The sequence below is a fragment of the Gemmatimonadaceae bacterium genome, assembly GCA_020851035.1.
Taxonomy (GTDB): domain Bacteria; phylum Gemmatimonadota; class Gemmatimonadetes; order Gemmatimonadales; family Gemmatimonadaceae; genus JACMLX01.
The window spans coordinates 37,954-62,066 of the sequence record JADZDM010000031.1 but is presented as its reverse complement, the minus strand read 5'-3'; the positions used below and the strand labels follow the sequence as shown (position 1 = coordinate 62,066).

The window sequence follows — 24,113 nt, the reverse complement described above, 5'->3', positions numbered from 1 at the left end:
CCATGTCCACCGTCCGTGTGTTCGTGAACGCCCGCGGGTACGACGTCCCCGCCGGAGCCACCGCCCTCGATGCCATCCGCGCGGCCGACGCCGCCGAGGCCGACGCCGTGGCGGCCGGCACGCGCCTCATCGCCGACAGCCGCGGCCTGCCCGTCCCGCCCGGCACCGCGGCCTACGGCGGCGTGATCTACCGCACCGTCGCCAATCGCGAGCGTGGCACGGAGGCCGCGTCGTGAGCCCGGTGCCGGTGGCCTCCGACCGGTCGCTCCTGCGTCGACTGCCCAAGGCGGAGCTGCATTGCCACCTCGACGGCTCGGTGCGTCCGGAGACGATGCTCGAGCTGGCGCGGGAGTACCGCGTGGCGATGCCGCGCGACGACGCCGAGGCGCTGCGCGACTACATGCGCGTGGACGACGCCCGGAACCTCGAGGACTACCTCATGCGCTTCGACACCACGCTCTCGGTGATGCAGACCGCCGAGGCACTGGAACGGATCGCATACGAGCTGGCGATCGACGTCGCGGCGGAGGGGGTGAAGTACATCGAGATGCGCTTCGCGCCGCCGCTCAACACGCTGGAGGGGCTGTCGCTCGCCGAGGCGATCGAGGCCCCGCTGCGCGGCATCCGGAAGGCGGAGGCGGAGGCGGACGTCACCGCGCGACTGATCGTGTGCAGCCTGCGCCACTACGACCCGGTGCTCTCACTCGACCTGGCGCGCCTGGCGGTGGGCTACCAGGCGCGCGGCGTGGTGGGGTTCGACCTCGCCGGCGGCGAGTTCGGCAACCCGGCCTCGCGTCATGCGGCGGCGTTCGAGTACTGCAAGGAGCACGGCCTCGCCTGCACCTGCCATGCCGGGGAGGGAGACGGCGCCGATTCCATCCGCCAGGCGGTGCACGACTGCCATGCCCACCGCATCGGGCACGCCACCCGCCTGCTCGAGGATCCCGCGCTGGTGGAGGAGGTGCATGAACGTGGCATCGCGCTGGAGCTCTGCCTCACCAGCAATGTCCAGACCCGCGTGACCGACCGATACGAGACGCACCCGCTGAAGCAGTTCCTCGCGCGGGGCATGAACGTGTGCCTCAACACCGACAACCGGCTGATGTCGGGCACGACGCTGGTGGACGAGTACCACCACGCGGCGACGAGCTGTGACTGCACCATCGAGGAGATCGCCGGCATGGCGCTGGACGGCTTCCGCAGCAGCTTCCTCCCCGTGGCGGAGAAGCAGGTGCTCGTGGCGCGCATGGAGTCGGAGATCGCGGCGCTGTTGCGCGGCGGGGCACCGGCATGACCATGCATCCGGCGGCGGTGCCTGTCATCACGGACGCGACGCTGCAGGCGCGATACGGCAGCGCGGCGGCCGCCGAAGCCGCGGCGGTCGTGCGTCGGCTCGTGCCGCGACCGATCCCCGACCCGGTGGCGGCGATCATCCTCGGCTCCGGCCTGGGTGGGCTCGCCGACCGCATCAGCGACGCAGTGCGCATTCCGTTCCACGACGTGCCGGGTTTTCCCCCTGCCACGGTGGAGGGGCACGCCGGCGCCCTGATCACCGGGACGCTGGCGGGACGTCCCGTCATCTGCCTGGCCGGGCGGTTTCATCTCTACGAGGCGCACCCGGCCGCCGTCGCCGTCTTCCCGGTGCGGGTGATGCACGCCCTTGGCGCGCGCACCCTCATCGTGTCGAACGCGGCGGGGGGCATCCGGCGCACCTTCGCGCCAGGCACGCTGATGCGCATCGACGATCACATCAACCTGATGAACCGGCATCCGTTGTGCGGCCCGGTGCAGCCGGGTGAGCCGCGGTTCCCGGACATGTCGGCCCCCTACGACGCGCCGCTCGCCGCACAGCTCGACGCGGCGGCGCGTGGGCTGGGCATCCGGCTCGACGTGGGCGTGTACTGCGGCCTGCTCGGGCCCACCTACGAGACGCCGGCGGAGGTGCGCATGCTGGAGAAGCTGGGCGCCGATGCCGTCGGCATGAGCACGGTGCCCGAGGTGATCACGGCGCGGTCACTTGGCATGCGCTGTGCCGGCGTGAGCCTCATCACGAATGCCGCCGCGGGCTACACCGCGCAGCCGCTCAGCCACGACGAGGTGCTGCACGAGTCGAGGGAGGCCGCGGGACGGTTCCAGGATCTCGTCACGGCCGTCGTCGCCGGACTCTGACCACCCGCACCAGGATGCCGTCGTGAGCCTGCTCACCGTTGCCCGGGACCTGCAGCGCCGCAAGGCGCGCGAACGCAGCGGCCGCTTCGTGGCCGAGGGACTGCGCACGGTCGAGGAACTGCTGCAGAGCGGCCTGGCGGTGGAGGGTGTGCTGGCTGCGGACGTCGCCGCCCAGGTGCCGCGCGCTGCGGCGCTCCTCGACCGGGCCGCGAATGCCGGGATCCCGGTGGCCTACGTCTCGGAGCGCGATTTCGACTCCGCCGCCGGCACGGACGCGCCGCAGGGGGTGCTGGCCGTCGCGTCCGTCCCGCGCTGGTCCCTCGACGCCCTCACGGCGTCCCCCCTGCACCTGCTGGTCCTCGACGGCGTCCAGGACCCCGGCAACGTCGGCACGATCCTGCGCAGCGCCGCCGCCTTCGGGGTGACCGCCACCGTCGCCCTGCCGGGAACAGTTGACCTTTGGAACGCGAAGGTCGTCAGGAGCGCGATGGGCAGTCACTTCGTGCATCCCACCCTGACCTGCACTGCGGAAGAGCTTGGTTCGTTCCTCGGGGGGCGCGGCGTCCCGTTGTGGGGCGCCGATGCTGCCGGAACTCCGCTCCAGGACGTGCCGGTGCCCGCGCAGTGGGCGCTGGCGGTGGGGAACGAGGGGGCGGGCCTGTCTCCTGCGGTGCAATCGCTCGTCGCGACGACCGTGGCGCTTCCCATCAGCGCCGCCGTCGAGTCACTGAACGTGGCCGTCGCGACCGGCATCTTCCTGTTCGCCCTTCGCTGACTCCGTGGACGCCACCTTCGTCATCCTCGCCAGCGCGGCCCTCTTCGGCGCGTGCTTCGGCTCGTTCCTGAACGTCTGCGTCTCGCGCTGGCCTGCCGGCCTCTCGGTCGTGCGGCCCGCCAGCCGTTGCCCCAAGTGCGAGCGCGAGATCCGCTGGCACGAGAACGTGCCCGTGCTCGGGTGGCTGCGGCTCCGCGGCCGCTGCGCCGGCTGCGCGCTGCCGATTTCCATCGAGTATCCGCTGGTCGAACTCGCGGTCGCCGGCATCTGGGCGGCCTCGGCGGCGCTCGGCGGCTGGAGCCTCGACGGCCTTCGCCTGGCGACCTTCGCCACGATCATGTTCGGCATCACCCTCACCGATGCCAAGCACTACGTGATTCCCGACGGCTTCACGGTGTTCGGCTTCCTGTTCGTGCTCGCCACCAGCGTCGTGGCGTTCTTCAACAGCGGCGGCGAGCAGTGGTTCGCACCGCCGGTGGAGGCGATCTACGGCGCGTGCGCCGGTGCCGGCTTCATCGCCATCATCGGCTGGCTGGGCGAGGTTGCGCTGAAGAAGGAGGCGATGGGGTTCGGCGATGCCACGCTGATGGCCGTCGTGGGCGCCGCCGTCGGCCCGACGCGCGCGATCATCACGGTGTTCGTGGCCGCGGCACTGGGTGCGGCGGCGTTCCTCTGCCTCGTCTACCCGATCGCGTGGCTGCGGGCACGCCGCGAGGGCCGCGAGTTCGAGCCGCCGCTGGTGCCGTTCGGCGTCTTCCTCGCGCCCGCTGCGGTGGTGATGCTGGTGGGCGGCAGCCGGTTGCTGGAGTGGGGCAGTACGTTCCTCGGTGTCCCGCTCCACTGACCTTCCGCCGTCCCGCTCAACCGCTCCGTGCGCCGACCACTCCGCCTGACCCTGCTCGCCCTGGCCGCGCTCGCGGCCTGTGACCGCAAGCCGATGCCGAAGGCCGGCGACCTGCAGGGTGAGGTCACCGCCTTGCTGCCGAAGGTCGAGGAAGCGGCGGGGATGACGTTCAAGCAGCCGCCGAAGGTGGCCGCGCAGACGCAGGCGCAGGTGCAGGCGTTCCTCATCGCGCAGTTCGCGCGCCCCGAGGTCCGTCGCGACCTGGACGCGAAGGTCCGCGTCTGGAAGCGCCTCGGCGTGGTGGCCGACTCGGTGGACGTGATCGGGATGCTGACGACGCTGCTCACCGAGCAGGTGGTCGGGTACTACGACCCGAAGACCAAGACCCTCTACGTCGTCGAGGGCCGTGCCGGCGTCGAGCGCGAGACCGTGATCCGCCACGAACTCACGCACGCACTGCAGGACCAGTACGTGAACCTGGACTCGATCCAGAACCTGCCGGGTGACGATGACCTGGTCGAGGCGGCGCAGGCCGTGTTCGAGGGGCACGCGACGCTCATCATGGTCGGCAATGCCGCGCGCACGATCGCGTGGGACAAGGCGCGCGAGAGCATCCGTGAGGCACGTGCGGCGAACCCCGCGTTCAGCGCGGCGCCGGCATTCATCGCCGAGGGCTTGCTCTTTCCCTACATCGGTGGCGCCGAGTTCGTGCGGACGGTCCTGAACGACGGCACGACCGGCGCCGCGCTGCTGGCCGCGCTGCCGACGAGCACCTCGCAGGTGCTGCACCGGGAACGGTGGGGCGCGCAGGGCAACCCGGCCGAGAAGGTGCGCTTCACCCTCGCCGGTGCAACGGAGGCCTACGCGAACAGCTTCGGTGAGTTCGAGACGCGGCTGGCGCTGGCCGAGCTGCTCGGTGATGTCGGGCGGGCCTCGGCGGCCGCACGCGGGCAGGACGGGGATCGCTACGCCGCCGTGACGATGCCGGGTGGTGATGGCCTGGTGTGGGTGAGCACGTGGGACACCGCGCTCGATGCGGAGGAGTTTGCCGAGGCGATGGCGGCCGCGATGGCGAAGCGCTACGGCGCCGAGGTGGTGTCGCGCGAGGGGCGTCGCGAGGTCCTGGGTGGTGGCCGGCGCGTGACGGTCCGCACCGAGAAGTCCGGCGCGCGTGACATCACGATCCTCGAGGATGTGCCTGCGTCTGTCACGAAGCTGCTGGTGGCCGCCTCGGCCGTGAGCATCACGCCGCGCTGAGTGCTGCAGGCGCGTCCGCATTGGCGGACGCTGCGCGACGGGGCTCGTGCCGCATGGCGCGGGGCATGTGGCGGGCCCGGAGTGGCGCGCGTGCGGGCAGGAGACAGATTCGGTGGACAGCTCCGTCACCACGGCGCAGGTGCTCGCGTGGCCGGGGCTGGCACCCCCGACGGCATGGCAGCCCTTCCTCCATATTCCGCCGCATGACTGCTCCCTCGAACGACCTGCTGGCGAAGGTCGAGGTTCTCTCGGATCTCGAGCCGCTCGTGGATGAACTGATGGTCGCGCACGAAGCGAAGCGTGTGCTCTGGTTCCCGAGTGAACTGCTCGCGCCGGCGCCGGACACCGATCCCGACGCGTACCTGCGGGCATTGCGCGAGCGCAGCGCCGGCATCTCCACGCCGGCGCGCGTCGCGCTCGCGCTCAACCTCCTCACCGAGGAGGGGCTGCCGCACTTCCACCGCCTGCTGGCGGTGTACCTCGGCAACGAGTCGTTCTGGCACAAGTGGACGAACCTCTGGACGGCCGAGGAGGACCGGCACGGTGCCGTGCTGCACGACTACATGCACGACAGCCGGATCCTCGACAATCCCGTGCTCGAGCGGATGCAGTTCGAGTACCTGAAGGCCGGGTTCGCACCGGCATGGGACCGTGATCCGTACCGCGTGTTCGTGTACACGTCGCTGCAGGAACGTGCGACGCAGGTGAGCCACGCCAACACCGGCAAGCTCGCCGGCAGCTTCGAGCCGCTGATCGGCGAGGTGCTGTCGAACGTCGCGAAGGAGGAGGCCCGGCACTACACCTTCTACCGTGCGATCTTCAAGGCGGTGCTCGAGCGCGACCCGAATCGCGCGATGCTCTCCGCGGCCGAGATCATGCCGTCGATCGAGATGCCGGGGGTGAGCATGCCGCACTTCCGCGACATGGCCGACGTGGTGCGGCGCGCCGGCATCTACGGCCCGCGCGACTACCTCCGGATCGTCGAGGAGCTGATCCGCTTCTGGGCGATCGGCGCCGTGACGGGGCTGGACGACCTGGGCCGGAAGGCACAGGAGAAGATCATGGCCGTTCCGGCCCGCCTGCTGCGGGTGGCCGACATGATGGAGACCCGCAGCCGCGCCAAGACGTTCTCCTTCGACGTGGCCTTCGCCCGCGAATTCGCGATGGATTAATCCCCTCGCGCGGGGTACGTTTCCGCGCGTGACGCCTGTGGCCGCTGGTCGTCGCACACCGACACACGGAGGCGCGGATGCAGCAGTCCAGGAGGCGGTTCCTTGCGCTCGCGGCGCTGCTGCTGGCGGGCGGTGCGGGATGCGGTGGCAGCACGATCACGGACCCGCCGCAGGCCGACCCCGGCGTGACGGTGGGCGGGTTGAACTTCGTGGTGTTCGGGTCGGGGTACTCCACCGGCGCCGGTGCGCTCCCCACCCCCGATCCGACCGTCGCCCCCCCGGTCGTCACGCTCACCGGATCGCTCGTCAACTTCGCGAGTGCGCAGCTCGCCGTGAGCGCCGCCGAGCCATTCCAGACGGTGCTGATCCTCCCGGTCGGCGCGCCGTCCTACGCCCGGGTCGCCATGCCGGGTGACGCCACGCTGATCGGCATCACGACCAAGCGTGAGGTGCTCAGCTCCTTCATCGCGCAGCAGGTGCTGGTGGCCATCGTCCGGGGCGGCAAGGTGTCGGCGCCGGTCACGATCAGCCTGTCCACGCCGGTCAACTGACACCGCGGCGGCCGCGCGACTCCGTCAGGGAAGCGCGCGGATCGCCTGCGAGATGAAGAAGGTGCCCACGCCGATCACGGCGCCGAGGGCGAAGCCGAACTTGATGATCAGGTTGAGCTCGCGCTGCGTGACGCCGCGCACGATCTCCTCCACGCGCTCGGTGCTGAACTCGTTCACCTTGCGCTCGATCAGCGCCGGCACGTCGAACTTCTGCACCAGCCCGGGCAGCGCCTCCACGATCCAGTCCCAGATCGCCGGCGCCAGCATGCCGGCCAGCCGTTCGTTGCTGTGCTCGGGGAGCCATCGGGCGGGGCGGCCGATCGGCGCGTCGAGAGCCTTCTGCACCACGCCGGCCGCCGTGTCCCGCACGAACTGCTGCGTGGCATCGCCGCGCATCGCCTCGAGAATCCAGCCGGCGATCGTCTCGTTGCTCACCCCGGAGAGCAGGTCGTCCAGGCGCCGGTGCGCCACGCCTTCCAGCGCCGACTCGATGCGATCGGCCACGAACGCCTGCGTGGACTCGGCCCGCAGCAGGCGGAGCGCGCCGTTCGACAGGCTGTCGGCGAGTGCGCTCACCTTCGCCGGATCGCGCGTGCCGACGATGTCGCGCAGCGGCTTGCGCAGCAGCGACTCGACGCCGTCGCGCACCGCGCGCGTGACCTGCTCCCGGATCGCCGGCTCCCGCAGCAGTGACGACAGCTCGTCCACGCCGTCGCCGCCGAGGGCGTCGAGCGCCTTCTCCAGCGCACGCTCGGTGACGAGGAAGCGCGCCAGCACGCGCTCGTGGAAGCGCAGCTCGGTCACGAACTTCGACATCACGCCCTGCAGCGTGCGCTTCACCGTCTCGCGGCTCTCGGCCTGCGACAGCCACGCGCCGAGGCGGTCCACCACCACCGGGATGTAGGCGTGCACCGCCTTATCGAGCATCACGCTCAGCTCGGGCGGCATGGTCGTGAGCATCGGCTCGTCGCGCGAGAGCAGCGCAGCCGCCTGCGCCCGCACGCTGCCAGCCACCGCCGTCGCCACCGAGTCGCTGTGCGCCAGCGTGAGGGCCAGCGCCCGCCCCTGGTCCACGAGGGCGGCGCGCCGCGCGGCCGGGAGGACATCCGAGAGCGTCTGGTCGCCGATCGCATCCCGCAGGCGCGCCACGAACGCGATCACCACCGGCCGCGCCTCGTCGCTCTCCACCCACAGCTCCACCCGTTCCGCCACCGTGGTGCCGATGCCCTGCAGCGCATGCTCGAGCTCCGCGCTCATCGACGGCGGCACGAGGCTCCGCAGCGAGCCCCGCTCGGTCTCGAGGAGGCCCTGCACCACCGTCGCCACCCGCGTGTTGAACGCATCGCGGATGCCGCCATGCGTCAGCTCCGCGAGCATGTCCTGCGGCGTCAGCAACTTCTCGCCGACCACCTTCCCGATGCTGGCCGCGAGGCGCGCCTTGTTCTTCGGGATGGCTCCCTGCACGCCCAGGAAGGGCTTGTGCGGGTTGAACAGCATCCAGACTGCCACCGTGTCGGTGAGGCCGCCGGCCAGGCTGTGCAGGACGACGTTGAGCGCGAACTCGCGCCAGAGGTGTGATGCCATGTCAGTGCATTCTACGCACGACGCGCCGCGTGTGTGTCACGCGGCGCGTCGATGGTGATGTGGCACTGCGGGGCTACGGCGCCCCGTGTGCCGCCGCGGCCCGCTCGGGGAAGGGCAGCACCACCTGCCCGCCGTCCCCCTCCTCCTCGTCGGGGTCCCGCGCGTCCACCGGGGCCTCGAGCGGGAGCATGGCACGGTCCAGCACCTCGTCCATCCCGGTGACGAAGGTGAAGGTCATGCGCTCGCGCACCTCGGCCGGGATGTCCCGGATGTCCTTCGCATTGCCGCGCGGCACGATCACCTCGCGGAGGCCGGCCCGGTAGGCGGCGAGCACCTTCTCCTTCAACCCGCCGATCTCCAGCGCCTTGCCACGCAGCGTGACCTCCCCGGTCATCGCCAGGTCGCGGCGCACGCGGCGGCCGCTCAGCACGCTCGCAATGGCCAGCGTCACCGCCAGGCCGGCGCTCGGGCCGTCCTTCGGGATCGCGCCGGCGGGGAAGTGGATGTGCAGGTCGGTGTCGCGGAACTCCTCGTCGGGTATCCGCAGCAGCCCGCTGCGCGAGCGGACGTACGAGTACGCCGCATCGACCGACTCGCGCATCACCTCGCCGAGCTGCCCCGTGACCGTGAGGCGGCCGGTGCCCGACATCTTCAGCGCCTCGATCAGCATCAGTTCACCGCCGTTCGGCGTCCAGGCCAGGCCGGTCACGACCCCCACCTCCGGTTCCTGCTCCGTCTCCTCGGCGGCGAACTGCGGAACGCCGAGCAGCTCCTCGGCCTTCTGCGGCGTGATCGTCCAGGGCTCCATCTCGCCCTCGGCCTTGCGGCGGGCGCGCTTGCGCAGCACCGCCGCCACCTGGCGCTCGAAGTTGCGCAGGCCGGCCTCACGACTGTAGCGCGCCGCGATGAACTGCAACGCCTCGTCGGTGAACACCGCGTCCTCTTCCGTCAGCCCGTGCTCGGCACAGAGCTTCGGGATCAGGTAGCGCCACGCGATCTGCACCTTCTCCTCCGACGTGTAGCCGGCGATGCGGATCACCTCGAGGCGGTCCCGCAGCGCGGCAGGGATGTCGTAGAGGTTGTTCGCGGTGCAGATGAACAACACCGAGCTGAGGTCGAACGGCTGGTTCAGGTAGTGGTCGACGAACGTCTTGTTCTGCGACGGGTCGAGCACCTCCAGCATGGCGGCGGTCGGGTCGCCGGTGGCGCCGCCGGTGCCCATCTTGTCGATCTCGTCGATCATCACGACCGGGTCGCGCACGCCGGTGCGGCGCAGCGCCTGGATCAGCAGGCCGGGCATCGCGGCCACGTAGGTGCGGCGGTGGCCGCGCACCTCCGCCTCGTCGCGCACTCCACCCACCGAGATGCGGTGGAACTCGCGCCCGATGGAGGTGGCGATGGCCTCACCCAGCGAGGTCTTGCCGGTGCCCGGCGGGCCCACGAAGCAGAGGATCGGGCCGGCCGGGTCGCCGCCGCGCAGCTTGCGCACGGCGAGGTACTCGATGATGCGCTCCTTCGCCTCGCCCAGGCCGTAGTGCCGCGTGTCGAGGGCGGAGCTGACCTTGTCGAGCGAGATGTCGCGGTCACCCGACTTCTTCGACCACGGCAGCGACAGCACCCAGTCGAGGTAGGTGCGCAGCACCTGGTACTCGCTGCTGGCCGGTGAGAGCATGCGCAGGCGCTCGCACTCGCGGCGCGCCTCGAGGCTGACCTTCTCCGGCAGGTGCGCCTCGTCGATGCGCCGGAGCAACTCGGTGCTCTCGCGCTCGCCGGGGTCGGTCTCGCCAAGCTCCGTCTGGATCGCGCGCAGCTGCTGCTTGAGGAAGAACTCGCGCTGGTGCTGCTCGATCTTCACCTCGGTGGTCTTCTTCACGTCATCCATGACGCGGGCGCGGGCCACTTCGCGCTCCAGGCGGCCGAGGATGAAGCGGAGCCGGTCACCGACGTCGAGCTTCTGGAGCACGTCGTCCTTGTCGGCGATCTTGAAGTTCAGGTTCGTCGCGGCGAGGTCGGCGAAGCGCCCCGGGTCCGAGACGTTCATGCGCAGGATCGCCGGGATCTCACCCGGGATGCGGTCGACGAGGCTGGCGAGGGTCTCGGTGGCGCTCACGATGCGCGTGACGAGTTCCTCGACCTCGAATGCCGGCGGGAGCACGTCGTAGGCCGGTGCGCAGCCGGCCACCACGAACGGTGACGACTGGTCGATGCGCTGGATGGTGATGCGCCGCAGCCCCTGCAGCGTGATCTGGACCGTGTCGCCTGGCAGGTTGATGCGCTCGTGCACCCGCGCCGCGACCCCGATCTTCCCGATGAATTCCTCGGCGTCCGGCGCATCCTCGAGCTCGCCGCCGGCGACGACCAGCGCCACGACCACACCGGGCTCATCGAAGGCGCGCAGCAGCGCGAGGTTCTCCGGACTGCCCATCTGCACCGCGATGGTGCCGAGCGGATAGACCATCGTCGAACGCAGTGCCATCAGCGGCAGCGTCGGCGGCAGTTCGGCGCGAAGGATCTCGTCCCGTCGTTGGGAGTGAGTCATCGGTTTCCGACAAAAGGTAAGCGCGGTCTCATCTGCCGTTCCCGGCAGACCCTAAGAATCGTTCGGACCTGCCTTCTACGCCAGCCGTCACAGCCCGGATGGGCACAGGCGAAGTGTCGGCGCGGCGCGGCCGGGCCTGTTGCAAGGCCAGCCGTAGCCTGCATTCCGCTTGTTTCGCGCCGTCCTTCACAGCGCTCCGAGCTCATCCATTTGGATCATGTGTTTCCTCACATCCAGACTCCCGATGACGTCGCACCTCATGCTCCGTCACCGGTCTCTGCCATATGTTCGCTTCACGTCACAACGGCGGGACGCAAGGGCGCCAGGATCCGCAAGGACGCAAGACTGCGTGGGCAATGCACTCTCCTTCTCGCTTCGACGTCGGCATGTCATGTGTCCGGGCGCGCGTTCGAAACGCATTCTTGCGTCCTTGCGGCTCCTTGCGCCCTTGCGTCCGCTGTTCGTGTACGAAGTCCGTAACTTGTTCGTGCACAACTTCTTCCGTACCTTGAAAGTCTATGTTTGACGAGCTCAGCGAAAAAATCGGTGCCGCCTTCTCCAAGCTCCGGGGCAAGGGCGTGCTCACGGAAGCCGACATCAAGGACGGCCTCCGGGAAGTCCGGCGTGTGCTGCTGGAGGCGGATGTCAGCTTCGGGCTGACCCGCGAATTCCTCGAGCGCGTCGAGAAGAAGGCCGTCGGCCTGACGGCGCTGAAGACCGTGCGCCCCGAGCAGCAGCTCGTGAAGATCGTGCACGAGGAGCTCACCGCCATGCTCGGCGAGCGGCGCGAAGGGCTCAAGCTCAGCACCGTGCCACCGACCGTCGTGCTGATGGTCGGCCTGCAGGGATCGGGCAAGACGACCACCACCGCCAAGCTCGCGCTCCGGATGCAGAAGGAGCAGCGACAGGTGCGCCTGATCGCGGCCGACGTCTACCGCCCCGCGGCGATCGACCAGCTCGAGACGCTGGGCACCCAGCTCGGGGTGCCCGTCTACGCCGAGCGCGGGCATCAGGACGTGCTGAAGATCGTGCGCAACGGGCTCGAAGTCGCTCGCCGCGAACGCGACCGCATCGTCTTCATCGACACCGCCGGTCGCCTGCAGATCGACGAGAACCTGATGGATGAGCTGCGCAAGGTGAAGGAGGCCGCGCGGCCCGACGAGATCCTGCTGGTGGCCGACGGCATGACCGGCCAGGACGCCGTGAAGATCGCCGAGGGGTTCAACAACGCCCTCGGGATCACCGGGATCATCCTGACCAAGATGGACGGCGACGCCCGCGGTGGTGCGGCCCTGTCGGTCTACGGCGCGACGAAGAAGCCGATCAAGTACATCGGCGTCGGCGAGAAGGTGGATGCCCTCGAGGAGTTCCACCCGGACCGCATGGCGGGCCGGATCCTCCAGATGGGCGACGTCCTCTCGCTGGTGGAGAAGGCGCAGGAGTCGTTCGACGCCGACGAGGCGAAGAAGCTGGAGAAGAAGGTCCGCCGTGAAGGCATGGACCTGAACGACTTCCTCGGCGCCATGAAGCAGATCGAGAAGCTGGGGCCGCTGGAGGGGGTGCTGAAGATGATCCCCGGGGTGAACACCAAGGCGCTGAAGCAGGCCAAGATGGACCCCAAGCGGATGAAGCACGTGGAGGCGATCGTGCTGTCCATGACCATGGCCGAGCGGAAGAAGCCGGACCTGATCAACGGGTCCCGCCGGCTGAGAATCGCGAAGGGGTCGGGGCGGACGGTCTCCGAGGTGAACCGGCTCCTGGACCAGTTCCGGGACATGCAGAAGATGATGAAGAAGGTCACCGCCAGTGGCGGCCGGAACCCGTTCGGCCGGGGCTGAGGGCCACCCCATCCCGTTTCGGCCACAGGCCGTGTAACTTTCGAGGCTCGGCTTCAATGGCCGGGTTTGGCACGCAGTGCAGGTCCCCCGGGTGCACCGGTCGAATGGTCGACCAGCGCGAGGAGCCCGGGCCGGCGGCGGGAAGTCCCATGACTCCCCAGCGCGCCGTGCACGACGACCACCCCGTGTGATCGGTCGTGCGACATCACGTCTCCCTCAGAGGATGCCCAGATGGTTCGTATTCGTCTCCGCCGCGTCGGCCGCAAGAAGGCGCCGGTCTACCGTATCGTCGTTGCCGACAGCAAGAGCCCGCGCGACGGCAAGTTCATCGAGATCATCGGCACCTACGCGCCGCGTCTCACCGAGGGTGCCGTGACGATCAAGGTCGATCGCGCCAACCATTGGCTCGACGTCGGCGCGCAGGCGTCGGACACGGTGCGCTCGCTGCTCCGCAAGGGTGGCGTGCTGAAGGCCCGCCATGAAGCCCGCCTCGCGAAGAAGCTCGCCTCCGCTGCCGTGCCGCTGAGCGAAGGCGCGAAGGCCGAGTAGTCATGACGCCTTCGCCCGCGCTCATGATCGTCGGGCGCGTCCGCAAGGCACACGGCATCCGCGGCGAGCTGCTCGTGGAGCCCATCACCGACGCGCCCGATGCGGTCTTCGTATCGGGCCGTCGGCTGTTCGCCGGCACGGCCACCGGTGACCCGTCGCCCGACGGGCAGGCACTGCACATCACCGCCGTGCGCCAGCACATGGACTCGGTGCGGCTCACGCTGCGCGAGGTTCCCGATCGCAGCGCTGCCGAGCTGTGGCGCGGCCGCTTCCTGCTGGTGCCGCAGGATGAACTGCCGCCGCCAGCCGACGACGAGGTGTACCTGCACGACCTGATCGGGATGCAGGTGCGACACGCGGATGGCCGCGCACTCGGCGAGATCGCCGACACCTACGACCTGCCGCAGGGCCTGATGCTCGACGTGCGCCCCGTCAACGGCGGGCCGACATACTTCATCCCCTGGCGCGAGGAGATCCTCGTGGACGTGGACGAGGTGGCGCGCGTGGTCACGGTCCGTCCGCCGGAAGGGTTGCTGCCCGACGAGCTGCCGCTCGCCGAAGGACACCCCTCGGACGAGGCCTGACCGTGCCGGGCGACGTCAGGTCGGCGCACCCCGACGATGCCACCGGCAGCATCGATGCCGGCGAGGCCACCGAGGCACCGCGCGCGCCGCTGGTGGTCAACATCGTCACCATCTTCCCCGAGTTCTTCGCCGGCCCGCTCTCGATCAGCATCCCGGCCAAGGCCGCCGCCGCCGGCAGCATCACGTACAACGTGGTGGACCTGCGCAGCTTCACGCATGACCGGCATCGCACGGTGGACGACTACCCGTATGGCGGTGGTCCCGGGATGGTGATGAAGCCGACGCCGTTCTTCGAGGCGGTCGAGCATCTCGGCGCGACCACGCCGATCGTGCTGCTGTCGCCGCGCGGCAGGGTGTTCACGCAGGCCGACGCCCATCGCCTCGCCGCGGGCACCGAACTCACGCTCCTCTGTGGCCACTACAAGGACGTGGACCAGCGGGTGGCCGACCACCTCGCGACGGAGGAGCTCTCGCTCGGGGACTTCGTGCTCAGTGGTGGCGAGCCGGCCGCACTCGCGATCGTGGACGCCGTTGCGCGGCTGCTGCCCGGCGCGATGAGTGACCACGACTCCGCCGCCACCGACTCGTTTTACGGCGGCGCCGGCGTGAGCGCGCCGAGTTACACCCGCCCGGAGGAGTATCGCGGGCACCGCGTGCCCGACGTGCTGCTGTCGGGGCACCATGCGAAGATCGCGGCGTGGCGACGCGCCGAGGGGGAGCGTCGCACGTCGTCGCGCGATGACTGACGGCGCCGCGGCCCCGCGCTGCCGCCGCGCGCTGCCGGTGGCAGGCCTCGCCCTGGCGCTCACGGCGGCGTGCAGCCGGGGCGACGCGGCCGGGACCCCGCCGGCGGCGACGGTCGCGGTGCCGGCGCGTGACTCCGTGCAGCCGGTCACGTCGCCGGCCGGACCCATGATCGTGGACACCACGCAGGATGTCGTGCTCGAGGTGTGGCCGCTGACGACGGCGCCGGGCCGGCAGGTGGAGGACACGCGCCGGATCGTGGAGCACATGCACGCCGACCTGGCCTTCCTGCCCGGCTTCGACGCGGCGACGCTGCTGGCGAGTGGTGACGGCACGACCCTGGTGCTGCTGGCGGCGTGGCGCGACAGCCTGGCGGCCGACACGGCGTCGTCGCGGCTGGCCGGGTGGCTCCGTGTGGAGGCAGACACCGCACTGCGCCGCCGCCGGCTGGGGACGGCCACCGCACGGGTGCAGCTCCGGCGCACAGCAGGCACGCCCCCGATGTTCTCCGACGTCGCGATGCTGCAGTTCACGCGTTACGCCGTGAAGCCGGGGCACTCCTTCGGGGCGCTGGCGGCGCTGGCCGACTCGAACCTCACCATGCGGGTGCTGCGCGACACCTCGGCGCAGGGCGGGGCGACCCTTTCGGCCCGGGACAGCGGCGCCGTGTACATGATCGTGCAGGCGCGCAACGCCACTGCGCTGGACGCCGCGCTCCAGTCCGCAGGCCCCCTGCCGTTCTGGGCGCCCTTCGCCACCCGGGACGAGCAGCTGCTGGCGGTGGTGGCCGGGGTGCGTGGGCGGCCCTGACTCCGCGCTGTGCCCCGGGGGGCACGCCGGCGACCCGGGCCACTACCATCCGCCACCCTGCCGGGTTAACCTTCTCGGCTCACCGAGACAACCCCAGCCGGCGCCCGAAACACGCAGGCGCCCCGCAGAGCGTGATATGCACCCGTTCATCGAGACCCAGAAAGAGTGGATGCGCGAGATTCCCCCGTTCCGCGCGGGTGACACGGTTCGTGTCAACGTGCGCGTGAAGGAAGGGGAAAAGGAGCGCCTCCAGGCATTCGAGGGCACCGTCATCGCCCGCCGCGGCAGTGGCATCAGCGCGACCTTCACGGTCCGCAAGATCTCGAACGGCGTGGGCGTCGAGCGCATCTTCCCCGACCACAGCCCGATGCTCGGCGAGATCATCGTCGTGCGCCGCGGCCGGGTGCGTCGCGCGAAGCTGTATTACCTGCGCGGCGTGACGGGCAAGGCGGCCCGCATCAAGGAGCGCAAGGTCCGCGTGGCCGACAAGGCCGCGGGCTGAGCCTGCCCCGGTCGGCCCATGCCTGCTCGCTCGCAGGGCTGGGGCCGGGTCGAACGCGCGGCACGCAGGAACGGCCACGCCCGCATCGTCGGGGTGGATGAAGTCGGACGGGGCCCCCTCGCGGGCCCCGTCGTCGCATGCGCCATCCTGCTGCCCACCCACTGCCGTGAGATCGCCGGCGTGGGGGATTCCAAGGCGCTGAAGCCGGCGGATCGCGTGCGCCTGGCGGTCGACATCCGCCGCACCGCGCTGGCCATCGGCATCGGCGCGGCCAGCGTCGCCGAGATCGACCGCGTGAACATCTACCAGGCCACGGCGATCGCGATGCGGCGCGCCATCGCGCGCATAACGCTGCCCTATGACCTGCTGCTGGTGGACGGCAGCCCGTTCGCCGCACTCGGCACCCCGCACCAGGCGGTGGTGAAGGGTGACGCGTGCTGCCTGAGCATCGCCTGCGCCTCGATCATCGCCAAGGTCACGCGCGACCGGCTGCTGGCGTCGCTCCACGGTCGCCACCCCGTCTACGGGTGGGAGCACAACGCGGGGTACGGCACCGCCGCCCACCTCGCCGCACTGACGGAACACGGTCCCACCCCCCATCATCGACGCAGCTTCCGCCCGCTCCGCGTCGAGCCGGACCTCTTCACCCAATTCGAGCAACCTGCATGAGTCCACACCCGGTGTTTCGCGATGGTCTCCTCGACGGGCAGGTCGGCATCGTGACCGGCGGTGCCACGGGGATCGGGCTTGGCATCAGCACCACGCTGGCGCAGCTCGGCATGCACGTGGTGCTGGCCAGCCGGAAGCCCGAGCACCTCGAGCCGGCGGTGGCCGCCATCCGCGAGGCCGGCGGCAAGGCGAGCGCGGTGGCGGTGGACGTGCGCGAGCAGTCGCGAGTCCAGGCAATGGCGAAGGAGGTGCACGACACGCACGGCCGCATCGACCTGCTGGTGAACAACGCGGCGGGCAACTTCTACAAGAAGTCCGAGGAACTGAGCGAGAACGCCTGGAAGAGCGTCATCGAGATCGACTTGTACGGCACCTTCTTCTGCACGCAGGCGGTGTTCCCGTACATGAAGGCGCAGGGCGGCGGTCGGGTGGTGAGCACGTCGATGACACTCCACTATCGCGGCTGGCCCCTCATGGCCCACGCCACCGCCGCGAAGGCGGGCGTGGATGCACTCACGAAGACGCTGGCGGTGGAGTGGGCCCCGCATGGCATCCGGATCAACGCCATCGCGCCGGGCCCGATCCCGACAGAAGGTGTCAGGAAGGCATTCATGCCGCCGCCCGGGGCCCCGGTGCCGGACCTGTTCAGCGTCGACAAGGCGATGGACGCGTTCGCGAAGGCGTCGATTCCATTGCAGCGGTGGGGCACGCCGGAGGACATCGGCCAGATGGTCGCGTACCTCGCGAGCCCTGCCGGAGACTGGATCACCGGGGCGATCTTCGTCGTGGACGGCGGGGAGTGGCTCGCTAAGTCCAAGATTGGCAACTAGTTGCAGATTGTGGCACGAATCTCGCTAAGTGTTTGTGTGCGAGACGAGAGCCACCCTGCTCGTCCATCACTTCTCCTGGAGTTTTAGCGATGAACACCTCTTTTCGTTCGGGTCGAGTGCTGCGTGCCTCGGCGCTGCTGCTGACCGCCCTGTCGATGACGGCCTGCGTCACGAGCAAGACGTTCAAGCGTGAGATGACCGCCACCCGCGGTGAGATCGCCACCGAGCGCACGGAGCGCCTGCGTGCCGACAGCATCCTCGGCGCCGACCTGGCCGGCCTGCGCACGGAGCTGAAGAAGGAACTGGCTGACCTGCGCACCGAGTTCGATGCCAAGATCGTGGCCGCCGGCAACGGCATGAAGGTCATGCTCCCGGTGTCGTTCGCGTTCGACGACGCGATGGTGAAGGATGCGGATCGTGCGGCGCTCGAGCGTTTCTCGCAGATCGCGAACAAGTATTACCCGGGTGCGGTCGTGACGGTGGAAGGCTTCGCCGATCCTGCCGGCAGCGCGACGTACAACCAGCGCCTGTCGCTGGCGCGGGCCGAGAACGTGAAGCGCGAGCTCGCGCAGCATGGCATGGATGCCGCGATGATCCGCACGATGGGCTTCGGCTCGATGCGTCAGGTCGTCCCGGGTGCGCAGAAGGATGATCCGGGTGCCGATCGCAACCGCCGCGTGGTGTTCGTGATCGAGAGCGCGGAGACCCGCGCCACCGAAGCCACGAACAACTGATCCGGGCTGGGGTACGCACATCCGGGACCGTTGAGAGTCTGCCGCGACGCCGCGCAACCACCGGGTTCCCATGATGTCCAGAAGGCCGACGCGATGACGCGCCGGCCTTCTGTCGTTTCCGGACGGGAAGCGGCGCGCCGGGCGAGGAGCGTGGGGCACCGCGGTCGCCCTGCCGACACTGCCCGGCACGTGCCGCCGGGCACCGCAGTTGCCGGCGCGGGTACGTTCCCCCATATCAGAGTGCGGGTCGGGACAGGGCGCCTTGGCCGGACGCCCACGGGGCGGGCCGGGATCGGATGTGCACTTCCGGCGCGTTCTGTCGTCTCCACCGCAGTCACCTCCACCCCAGGGTGCTCCCCGTGCTGAACCGCCTGTCGTCGCGCCTGACCACCCTGCACCGGGCGCTCCTGCTCGGAGCCGGGCTCGTCGCGCTGACGGTGACCGGGATCACGCTCACCGACCGCGCCGATGCCCGCCGGTCCGTGCGCGCGGCGCTGGCGGATGGCGCGCGGCTGGATGACTCGCTCAGCCGCGCGGTCCGCGATCGACCCGGCCAGCGGGTGGCGTTCCACGCGGCCATCGCGCTCGGCTACCTCGCCCGGGCCGAGCTGGGGCTGGGGAGTCCGTTCCGCCTGGTGGACCTGGCACGCAGCGAGCCGCGCCTGCCAGCGGCCTGGCGGCCGCGGGTGGCCCACGCGATCCTCGCGCGGCTGGCGTCGAACGGCGCCGCCATGCGTCCGCGCGCCGACGCGCTCGACATCGCGATGCCGAGCGACAGTGGTGCCGGTCGCGCCCTTCTGCGCGTGGTGGACAGCCTGGTCCTGCACGACGGGGCGGTGCCGATGACGCTCGATGCCATCCGCATTGCCGCGGCCCAGGCCAGTGCGCGCGGGTGGCTGCGCCCGGGCGCCGTGCCACTCATCGACGCCGCGGCGCTGCTCTCGTTCGACCGCGCGCGTGCGCGGCGCGACGTCGAGCGTGCGATCACCGCCGCCTCGCGCGGCGATGGTGACCTGCTGCAGGTGGTGGCCAACTGGCGCGGCGAGCGGCGCTTCAGCGTGGAGCGCCCGCTGCTCGCCGAAACGGCACCGAACGCGCGCCGTGTCGCGGCCCGGTTGCCGGCCGTGCTCGCCGCGATCGACGGGGCGCTGCGCACGCGCGTCGCGCTGCCGTCACTGGCGTCGAGCCCACCACTCGCCCCCTCGGCGTCGCGCGCGCTCTCGATGCTGATCAGCGTGCGCACGCGCCCGGTGCAGTCGCAGGTGCGGCTGTCGGTGCTCGATGCACGCCTGGTGGCGGTCGATCGTCGCGCCACCGAACAGCCGCGCGTCACGCGCATGCTGCTCGGTGCGACGAACGAGGAGACGGTGGTGATGACGCTGGCCGACGTGAGTGGCGACACGTCGCTGGCGCCGATCGCATCGGCGGCGGCGCTGCTCGCGTCGCAGGGGATGCGGACGCTGGCGCAGGAGCAGCCGTTCCATCCCGGCGCCGTCGCACCGCGCCCGGACCAGGTGGCGCTGCGGCTTGGCCTCGCCTCGCTCACGTTCGGGCGCGACGTGCCGGCGGCGTGGCGTCCGTATTACGCGCGCGAGTTCGCCGCGGCGGTGGATGCCCTGCGCGAGGTGTTTCCCCGCGCGAGTTTCGCCGGGCTCAACGTCCGCATCGGTGACCAGGTGCTGAGCGGCGCGCTCGCCGTGCACGACCCGCGCACGCGCACCCTGACGCTGCCGCTGGCGACCGGGTTCGGCGCGGTGGGGCATGAGCTGATGCACGACCTGGACTGGCAGTCGGCGCGCGACTACGCCAACCGGCAGGGCACCTACGCCACGGACAACGCCTGGCGCGGCGCGCGGTCGCAGCCGATTGCGGCCCCGCTGGCGCGGCTGGCCGAGTTCGTGCCAGCGGGCAGCACCACCAACGCCTACCTGCAGGAGGCGCGCCGGCCGGCCGAACTGCTGGCCCGGGGCGCCGACTGGTTCCTGGCGTCGGCGCTGGCGCGGAAGGGCCGGGTGAGCGGGGCGCTCAGCGCCGTGCAGGACAGCTGGGTGCGCGGATACGCGTCGGCGGCGGGTCCGGTGGCGTTCGCGGACCACGCGGCGGCGCTGTCGGCACTGTTCGACGTGATGCCGATGCTGGCTGCCCGCACGGCAGTCACGCCCCGCAGCGAGGCCGAGCGCGAGCCGGACCTGGGGATGATCGCGAGGGCGGCCTGGTTCACGCCGATGCCGTTCGCCGACTCGCTGCGCGCCCGGCGCTGGACCCTGCAGGGCATGGTGCCGGAGTCGAAGGCCGTGGCCTGTTCGCCGGTGGCCCGGCTCCAGCTGGCCCCGATGCGGGAGACCGCGCGCGCGGTGGCGGCCGGCTTCATCGAGCCGCGCGTGGACCGGTCACTCCGCCGCTGGGCCCGGGCCGCCGACACCACCGCGCTCACCCCGGAGGCGCGGACCCTGCGCCTGGCGCTCCTCGGCGGCCCGGTGGACGAACGCGTGATCGACTCCGCCCGCGCCGACTGGTCGGCGGCCGCCTGGCGCACGCTGCCATGCCTGGTCGAGTGATCCCTTAGTTTTCCGGCGATGCCACGGCTCCTGATCGCGCTCGCCACCATCCTGACCCTGATTCCCGTCACGCTCCTCGTGCCGGGCCTGAAGGAGCTGGTGCAGGTGACGCACGGCGGCAACGCCTCGGCGGCGCACGCCTTCATGACGGTGAACATGGTCAGCGGGATCATCGCCGTGCCGCTGGTGATGCGCTGGCAGCGCCGGGCGGGATCGGTGCGCGCGTGGGTGGCCGCGCTGCTGGGCCTCGATGCGCTGGTCTTCCTCGGCATGCGCGCGGCGCCGGACCTCACCACGCTGTTCGCGCTGCGCGTGCTGGACGGTGCGCTGCACCTGCCCGCGATCACGCTGCTGATGGTGGCGGCGAACCGCCTCGCGGGACCGCGGCGCGGCGGGTCGCTCGGGCTGCTTGGCTCGAGCCTCATGTTCGGCGTGGCGATCGGCTCGCCGCTCGGTGGACGCCTGGTGGACCGCGACCCGATGCTGGTGTACCTGGTGGGCGCCGTGATCTTCGTCCTCGCGGCGCTGATCTCGCTGGGGATCTCGCTGCCGCGGGACGAGCAGGTGCGGCAGCCGAGCCGGCGCTACGAGTGGAACACGCAGATCCAGCTGGCGTGGGTGCCGCTGGCATATGCGTTCATGGATCGCTTCGTGATCGGGGTGTTCGTGAGCACGTTCACGCTCTTCCTGGGCGACGTGCACCACGCCACCGGGTCGCAGCGTGGCCTGCTGATGGCACTGTTCATGGTGCCCTTCGCGCTGCTGTGCTGGCCGGCGGGACGGCTGGCCGACCGGGTGGGCTGGTACCGGCCGCTGGTGATCAGCAACGTGCTGTTCGGGGTGGTGTTCGCGATGTACGCGCGGGTGCCGTTCGGGATGCTGCCGCTGCTGATGGTGCTGAGCGGGGTGTTGAGCGCGCTGATGTTCGCGCCGAACCTGCTGCTCACGAGTGAGGTGGCGCGGCGGGCGGGTGACGGGATCTTCGGCGCCTTCCAGATCGCGGGCTCGGTGGGCTTCCTGCTCGGGCCGGCGCTGGGCGGGGTGCTGGTCTCGGTGCTGCGCGACGCGGGCGGCGCGGTGAACTACGACCAGATCTTCCTGCTGGTGGGTGTGCTGGAGGGCGTGCTCGCGCTGGCGAGTGCCGTGGCGCTGGGGCGGCTGCTTCGGCGCAAGGCGCTGGTGGTGCGCGCGGCAGGGCCGGACGCGGCGGTGACGGCGGTGCCGGTGTCGCGCTAGCCGGGGGGCGATCCAGCGCGGTTCCGGAGAAAGCGAAAGGCGCCCCGCGAGCTCAGCTCGCGGGGCGCCTTCTGCCACCGGGCAACGATTACGGCTTGATCTTCTTGCCGGCTTCGGCGGCAGCGGCGCCGGCCTTCTCCATCGCGGCGCCAGCGGCCTGCTTGGTGCTGTCGGCCATCGCGCCCATCGCGCCCTTGGCGCTGTCGGCCATGGCACCCATCGCGCCCTTGGCGCTGTCGGCCATCGCGCCCATGGCACCCTTGGCGCTGTCGGCCATGGCACCCATCGCGCCCTTGGCGCTGTCCATCGAGGCGGCCGCGGCCGCGGCGGTGGAATCGACAGCGGCCGTGGCGCCGCCGCTGCAGGCGGAGAGGGCGGCAACGGCGAACAGGGCGGTACAGACGGAGACGGAGCGACGCATGATTGAAATCCGGGCAGGGGTTTCGTCGTGGAACAAACGGGCGACCTGTGATGATACGCGGTCGCCTGATATCTCGCCATGCAAGGATGGTACCCCGCAGCGAACTGGGCTGACCGGATGGTCGGTGGTGATGCCGGAAGCACCGAGCTCGGCTGGAAGCCGGCGGAAGGGTTGCCTCGGGTCTCGCAGCGGCCGGCAACGCGGTGACATCCCGTGTCCTGAGATTTCAGCTCGCTAATACGGGTGCCGATACATCACGGTAGCCGCCCGACGGCCAGCAGGATCCGGACCCCATGTGAGAGTGCGCCTTGGTGCTTGCCCTTCTTCGTCGCCACGCGAACACGAAAGCCGACCTCCCGTCCGTGCCGGAGGGCGTGATTGCGCTCTCCGATGCCGACGTGCGGCGTCGTGCCGCCTTCCTGCACCTGACCCCGCGCGACCTGGGCGTGATCCGCCGCTGGCAGGCGACGTGCATGGGCGCCTGCAACACGATGATCGACGCGTTCTACGCCCACATCGCCGGTGAGGACGAGACGCAGGGCATCATCCGCCGGCACACCAGCGTCGAGCGGCAGCGCCCGCTGGTGACGCGCTACGTGCAGGCGATGTTCGAGGGGCGGCTGGATGACCGGTTCGTGGACTATCGCCGCGTGGTGGGTCGGGTGCACGAGCGCATCGACCTCGACTCGAACTGGTTCATCGCGATGTACGAGGTGATCCGGGAGCACATGTTCGCGGCGGTGGCGCGGGAGGCGGCGAGTGTCGCGGAGCTGCAGGAGTTCCAGCGCGCGTTCGAGCGCATGCTGCAGCTGGACATGGCGATCGTGATCCAGGCGTTGACCGAGGCGCGCCAGGAGCGCATCACGACGATCCTTCGCGAGGAGACGGCGTTCCTCGACGGCGTGAGTGGTGCGCTGGGTGGGCTCGCGGCGGGCGACCTGACGACGCGCATGCACGGGACGTTCCATGGGCGCAACGCCGATGTGCAGCGGTTCTTCAACGATGCGATGGACGGGTTGACGCGGGCGATCCGCTCGGTGATCGAGTCGGGGGAGGCGGTGCTGTCGACCTCTGAGGCGCTGAACCAGGCCAGTGGCGTGCTGGCAGCGGGTGCCTCGGAGCAGGCGGCCTCGATCGAGGAGGTCTCCGCCAGCCTGGCGGAGTTCACGAGCCGCGCCGCGCGCACGAGCGCGAGCGCGTCGGAGGCCTGTGCACTGGCCGCCGGTGCCGAGGGCACCGCGGCGGCCGGCGTGGCGTCGATGACGGCGCTGGCGGAGGCGATGGCACGCATCAAGGCGAACTCGGATGCGACGGCGCGGATCATCCGCACGATCGACTCGATCGCGTTCCAGACGAACATCCTGGCGTTGAACGCGGCGGTGGAGGCGGCACGCGCCGGTGATGCGGGGCGCGGGTTCGCGGTGGTGGCCGACGAGGTGCGGAGCCTCGCGATGCGCAGCGCGGAGGCGGCGCGCAGCACGGCGGAGATGATCGAGGAATCCACGCGCAGTGCGGCCGAGGGCGTGATGCTGCGCGAGGCGGTGATGACGCGGCTGGCGGAGATCGCCGCGCAGGCGGCGCGGGTGAGCGCGGTGATGGCCGAGGTGTCGGCGGCGACGGCGCAACAGCGCGACGACGTGAGCCGGATCGGCGGCTCGGTGGAGCAGATCAGCCTCGTGACGCAGTCGGTGGCGGCGTCCTCCGAGGAGGGGAGCGCGGCGGCCGCGTCGCTGCAGCACGACGCCCG

Annotated in this window: 23 protein-coding genes and 1 pseudogene; 20 read left to right on the top strand and 4 right to left on the bottom strand. The window is 70.6% G+C overall.

All coding sequences use genetic code 11. The features are described 5' to 3' along the window. Positions 1–2 precede the first annotated feature (2 nt). The 8 genes from IT355_20105 to IT355_20070 all read left to right on the top strand — a co-directional run bounded on the left by IT355_20105 (position 3) and on the right by IT355_20070 (position 6,768). Positions 3–236 (top strand): hypothetical protein, encoded by a 234-nt coding sequence (locus IT355_20105; GenBank protein ID MCC7055585.1) that lies wholly within the window; start codon positions 3–5, stop codon positions 234–236. Continuing rightward, the gene (gene add / locus IT355_20100; protein MCC7055584.1) at positions 233–1,294 is read left to right on the top strand and encodes an adenosine deaminase; all 1,062 of its coding nucleotides are present in this window, start codon (positions 233–235) and stop codon (positions 1,292–1,294) included. Before IT355_20105 ends, add begins: the two co-directional genes overlap by 4 nt. A 2-nt stretch (positions 1,295–1,296) precedes the next feature. After that, the gene (locus IT355_20095; GenBank protein ID MCC7055583.1) at positions 1,297–2,169 is read left to right on the top strand and encodes a purine-nucleoside phosphorylase; all 873 of its coding nucleotides are present in this window, start codon (positions 1,297–1,299) and stop codon (positions 2,167–2,169) included. Between the two features lie 22 nt (positions 2,170–2,191). After that, the gene (locus IT355_20090) at positions 2,192–2,944 is read left to right on the top strand and encodes an RNA methyltransferase (protein MCC7055582.1); all 753 of its coding nucleotides are present in this window, start codon (positions 2,192–2,194) and stop codon (positions 2,942–2,944) included. Between the two features lie 4 nt (positions 2,945–2,948). Beyond that, positions 2,949–3,788 (top strand): prepilin peptidase, encoded by an 840-nt coding sequence (locus IT355_20085; GenBank protein ID MCC7055581.1) that lies wholly within the window; start codon positions 2,949–2,951, stop codon positions 3,786–3,788. Positions 3,789–3,815: 27 nt separating this feature from the next. Then, a complete protein-coding gene (locus IT355_20080) occupies positions 3,816–5,045 on the top strand; it encodes a hypothetical protein (GenBank protein ID MCC7055580.1) in 1,230 nt (409 codons plus the stop codon). A gap of 203 nt (positions 5,046–5,248) precedes the next feature. Further along, positions 5,249–6,217: an acyl-ACP desaturase gene (locus IT355_20075; GenBank protein MCC7055579.1), complete on the top strand. Its 969-nt coding sequence runs from the start codon at positions 5,249–5,251 to the stop codon at positions 6,215–6,217. A gap of 77 nt (positions 6,218–6,294) precedes the next feature. Next, a complete protein-coding gene (locus tag IT355_20070; GenBank protein MCC7055578.1) occupies positions 6,295–6,768 on the top strand; it encodes a hypothetical protein in 474 nt (157 codons plus the stop codon). Between the two features lie 24 nt (positions 6,769–6,792). Here the strand turns inward: IT355_20070 and IT355_20065 are convergent, their stop codons facing one another. After that, positions 6,793–8,352, bottom strand: coding sequence for a DUF445 family protein (locus IT355_20065; protein ID MCC7055577.1), 1,560 nt, complete (start codon positions 8,350–8,352; stop codon positions 6,793–6,795). Between the two features lie 73 nt (positions 8,353–8,425). After that, positions 8,426–10,891 carry an endopeptidase La gene (gene lon, locus IT355_20060; protein MCC7055576.1) on the bottom strand — a complete coding sequence of 822 codons (2,466 nt, stop codon included), beginning with the start codon at positions 10,889–10,891 and terminating at the stop codon, positions 8,426–8,428. A 518-nt stretch (positions 10,892–11,409) separates the two neighbouring features. On the opposite strand from lon, the gene ffh reads away from it, so the two are divergent. The 11 genes from ffh (at position 11,410) to IT355_20005 (ending at position 21,945) form a co-directional block, all read left to right on the top strand. Continuing rightward, on the top strand, positions 11,410–12,729 hold the full coding sequence (ffh, locus tag IT355_20055) for a signal recognition particle protein (protein MCC7055575.1): 1,320 nt from the start codon (positions 11,410–11,412) through the stop codon (positions 12,727–12,729). A gap of 231 nt (positions 12,730–12,960) precedes the next feature. Further along, positions 12,961–13,278 carry a 30S ribosomal protein S16 gene (rpsP, locus tag IT355_20050; protein ID MCC7055574.1) on the top strand — a complete coding sequence of 106 codons (318 nt, stop codon included), beginning with the start codon at positions 12,961–12,963 and terminating at the stop codon, positions 13,276–13,278. Positions 13,279–13,280: 2 nt separating this feature from the next. After that, complete coding sequence (rimM, locus tag IT355_20045; protein ID MCC7055573.1) at positions 13,281–13,862, top strand: 16S rRNA processing protein RimM; 582 nt, start codon at positions 13,281–13,283, stop codon at positions 13,860–13,862. A gap of 2 nt (positions 13,863–13,864) precedes the next feature. Beyond that, positions 13,865–14,608 carry a tRNA (guanosine(37)-N1)-methyltransferase TrmD gene (trmD, locus tag IT355_20040; protein MCC7055572.1) on the top strand — a complete coding sequence of 248 codons (744 nt, stop codon included), beginning with the start codon at positions 13,865–13,867 and terminating at the stop codon, positions 14,606–14,608. Next, positions 14,601–15,416, top strand: coding sequence for a hypothetical protein (locus IT355_20035; GenBank protein MCC7055571.1), 816 nt, complete (start codon positions 14,601–14,603; stop codon positions 15,414–15,416). Before trmD ends, IT355_20035 begins: the two co-directional genes overlap by 8 nt. 136 nt (positions 15,417–15,552) lie before the next feature. Next, complete coding sequence (gene rplS, locus IT355_20030; protein MCC7055570.1) at positions 15,553–15,918, top strand: 50S ribosomal protein L19; 366 nt, start codon at positions 15,553–15,555, stop codon at positions 15,916–15,918. Positions 15,919–15,936: 18 nt separating this feature from the next. After that, a complete protein-coding gene (locus IT355_20025) occupies positions 15,937–16,587 on the top strand; it encodes a ribonuclease HII (GenBank protein MCC7055569.1) in 651 nt (216 codons plus the stop codon). Then, positions 16,584–17,417: an SDR family oxidoreductase gene (locus IT355_20020; GenBank protein MCC7055568.1), complete on the top strand. Its 834-nt coding sequence runs from the start codon at positions 16,584–16,586 to the stop codon at positions 17,415–17,417. Before IT355_20025 ends, IT355_20020 begins: the two co-directional genes overlap by 4 nt. Before the next feature lie 89 nt (positions 17,418–17,506). Beyond that, positions 17,507–18,151 carry an OmpA family protein gene (locus IT355_20015; GenBank protein ID MCC7055567.1) on the top strand — a complete coding sequence of 215 codons (645 nt, stop codon included), beginning with the start codon at positions 17,507–17,509 and terminating at the stop codon, positions 18,149–18,151. A 359-nt stretch (positions 18,152–18,510) separates the two neighbouring features. After that, positions 18,511–20,709, top strand: coding sequence for a hypothetical protein (locus IT355_20010; GenBank protein ID MCC7055566.1), 2,199 nt, complete (start codon positions 18,511–18,513; stop codon positions 20,707–20,709). Positions 20,710–20,727: 18 nt separating this feature from the next. Next, positions 20,728–21,945: an MFS transporter gene (locus IT355_20005; GenBank protein ID MCC7055565.1), complete on the top strand. Its 1,218-nt coding sequence runs from the start codon at positions 20,728–20,730 to the stop codon at positions 21,943–21,945. Positions 21,946–22,033: 88 nt separating this feature from the next. Here the strand turns inward: IT355_20005 and IT355_20000 are convergent, their stop codons facing one another. Both IT355_20000 and IT355_19995 read right to left on the bottom strand, forming a co-directional pair. Beyond that, the gene (locus IT355_20000) at positions 22,034–22,366 is read right to left on the bottom strand and encodes a hypothetical protein (protein MCC7055564.1); all 333 of its coding nucleotides are present in this window, start codon (positions 22,364–22,366) and stop codon (positions 22,034–22,036) included. A gap of 254 nt (positions 22,367–22,620) precedes the next feature. Beyond that, positions 22,621–23,034: a hypothetical protein gene (locus IT355_19995; GenBank protein ID MCC7055563.1), complete on the bottom strand. Its 414-nt coding sequence runs from the start codon at positions 23,032–23,034 to the stop codon at positions 22,621–22,623. Positions 23,035–23,166: 132 nt separating this feature from the next. Here IT355_19995 and IT355_19990 point away from each other — a divergent pair. Next, positions 23,167–24,045: pseudogene (locus tag IT355_19990) on the top strand (hypothetical protein). Positions 24,046–24,113: the final 68 nt, after the last annotated feature.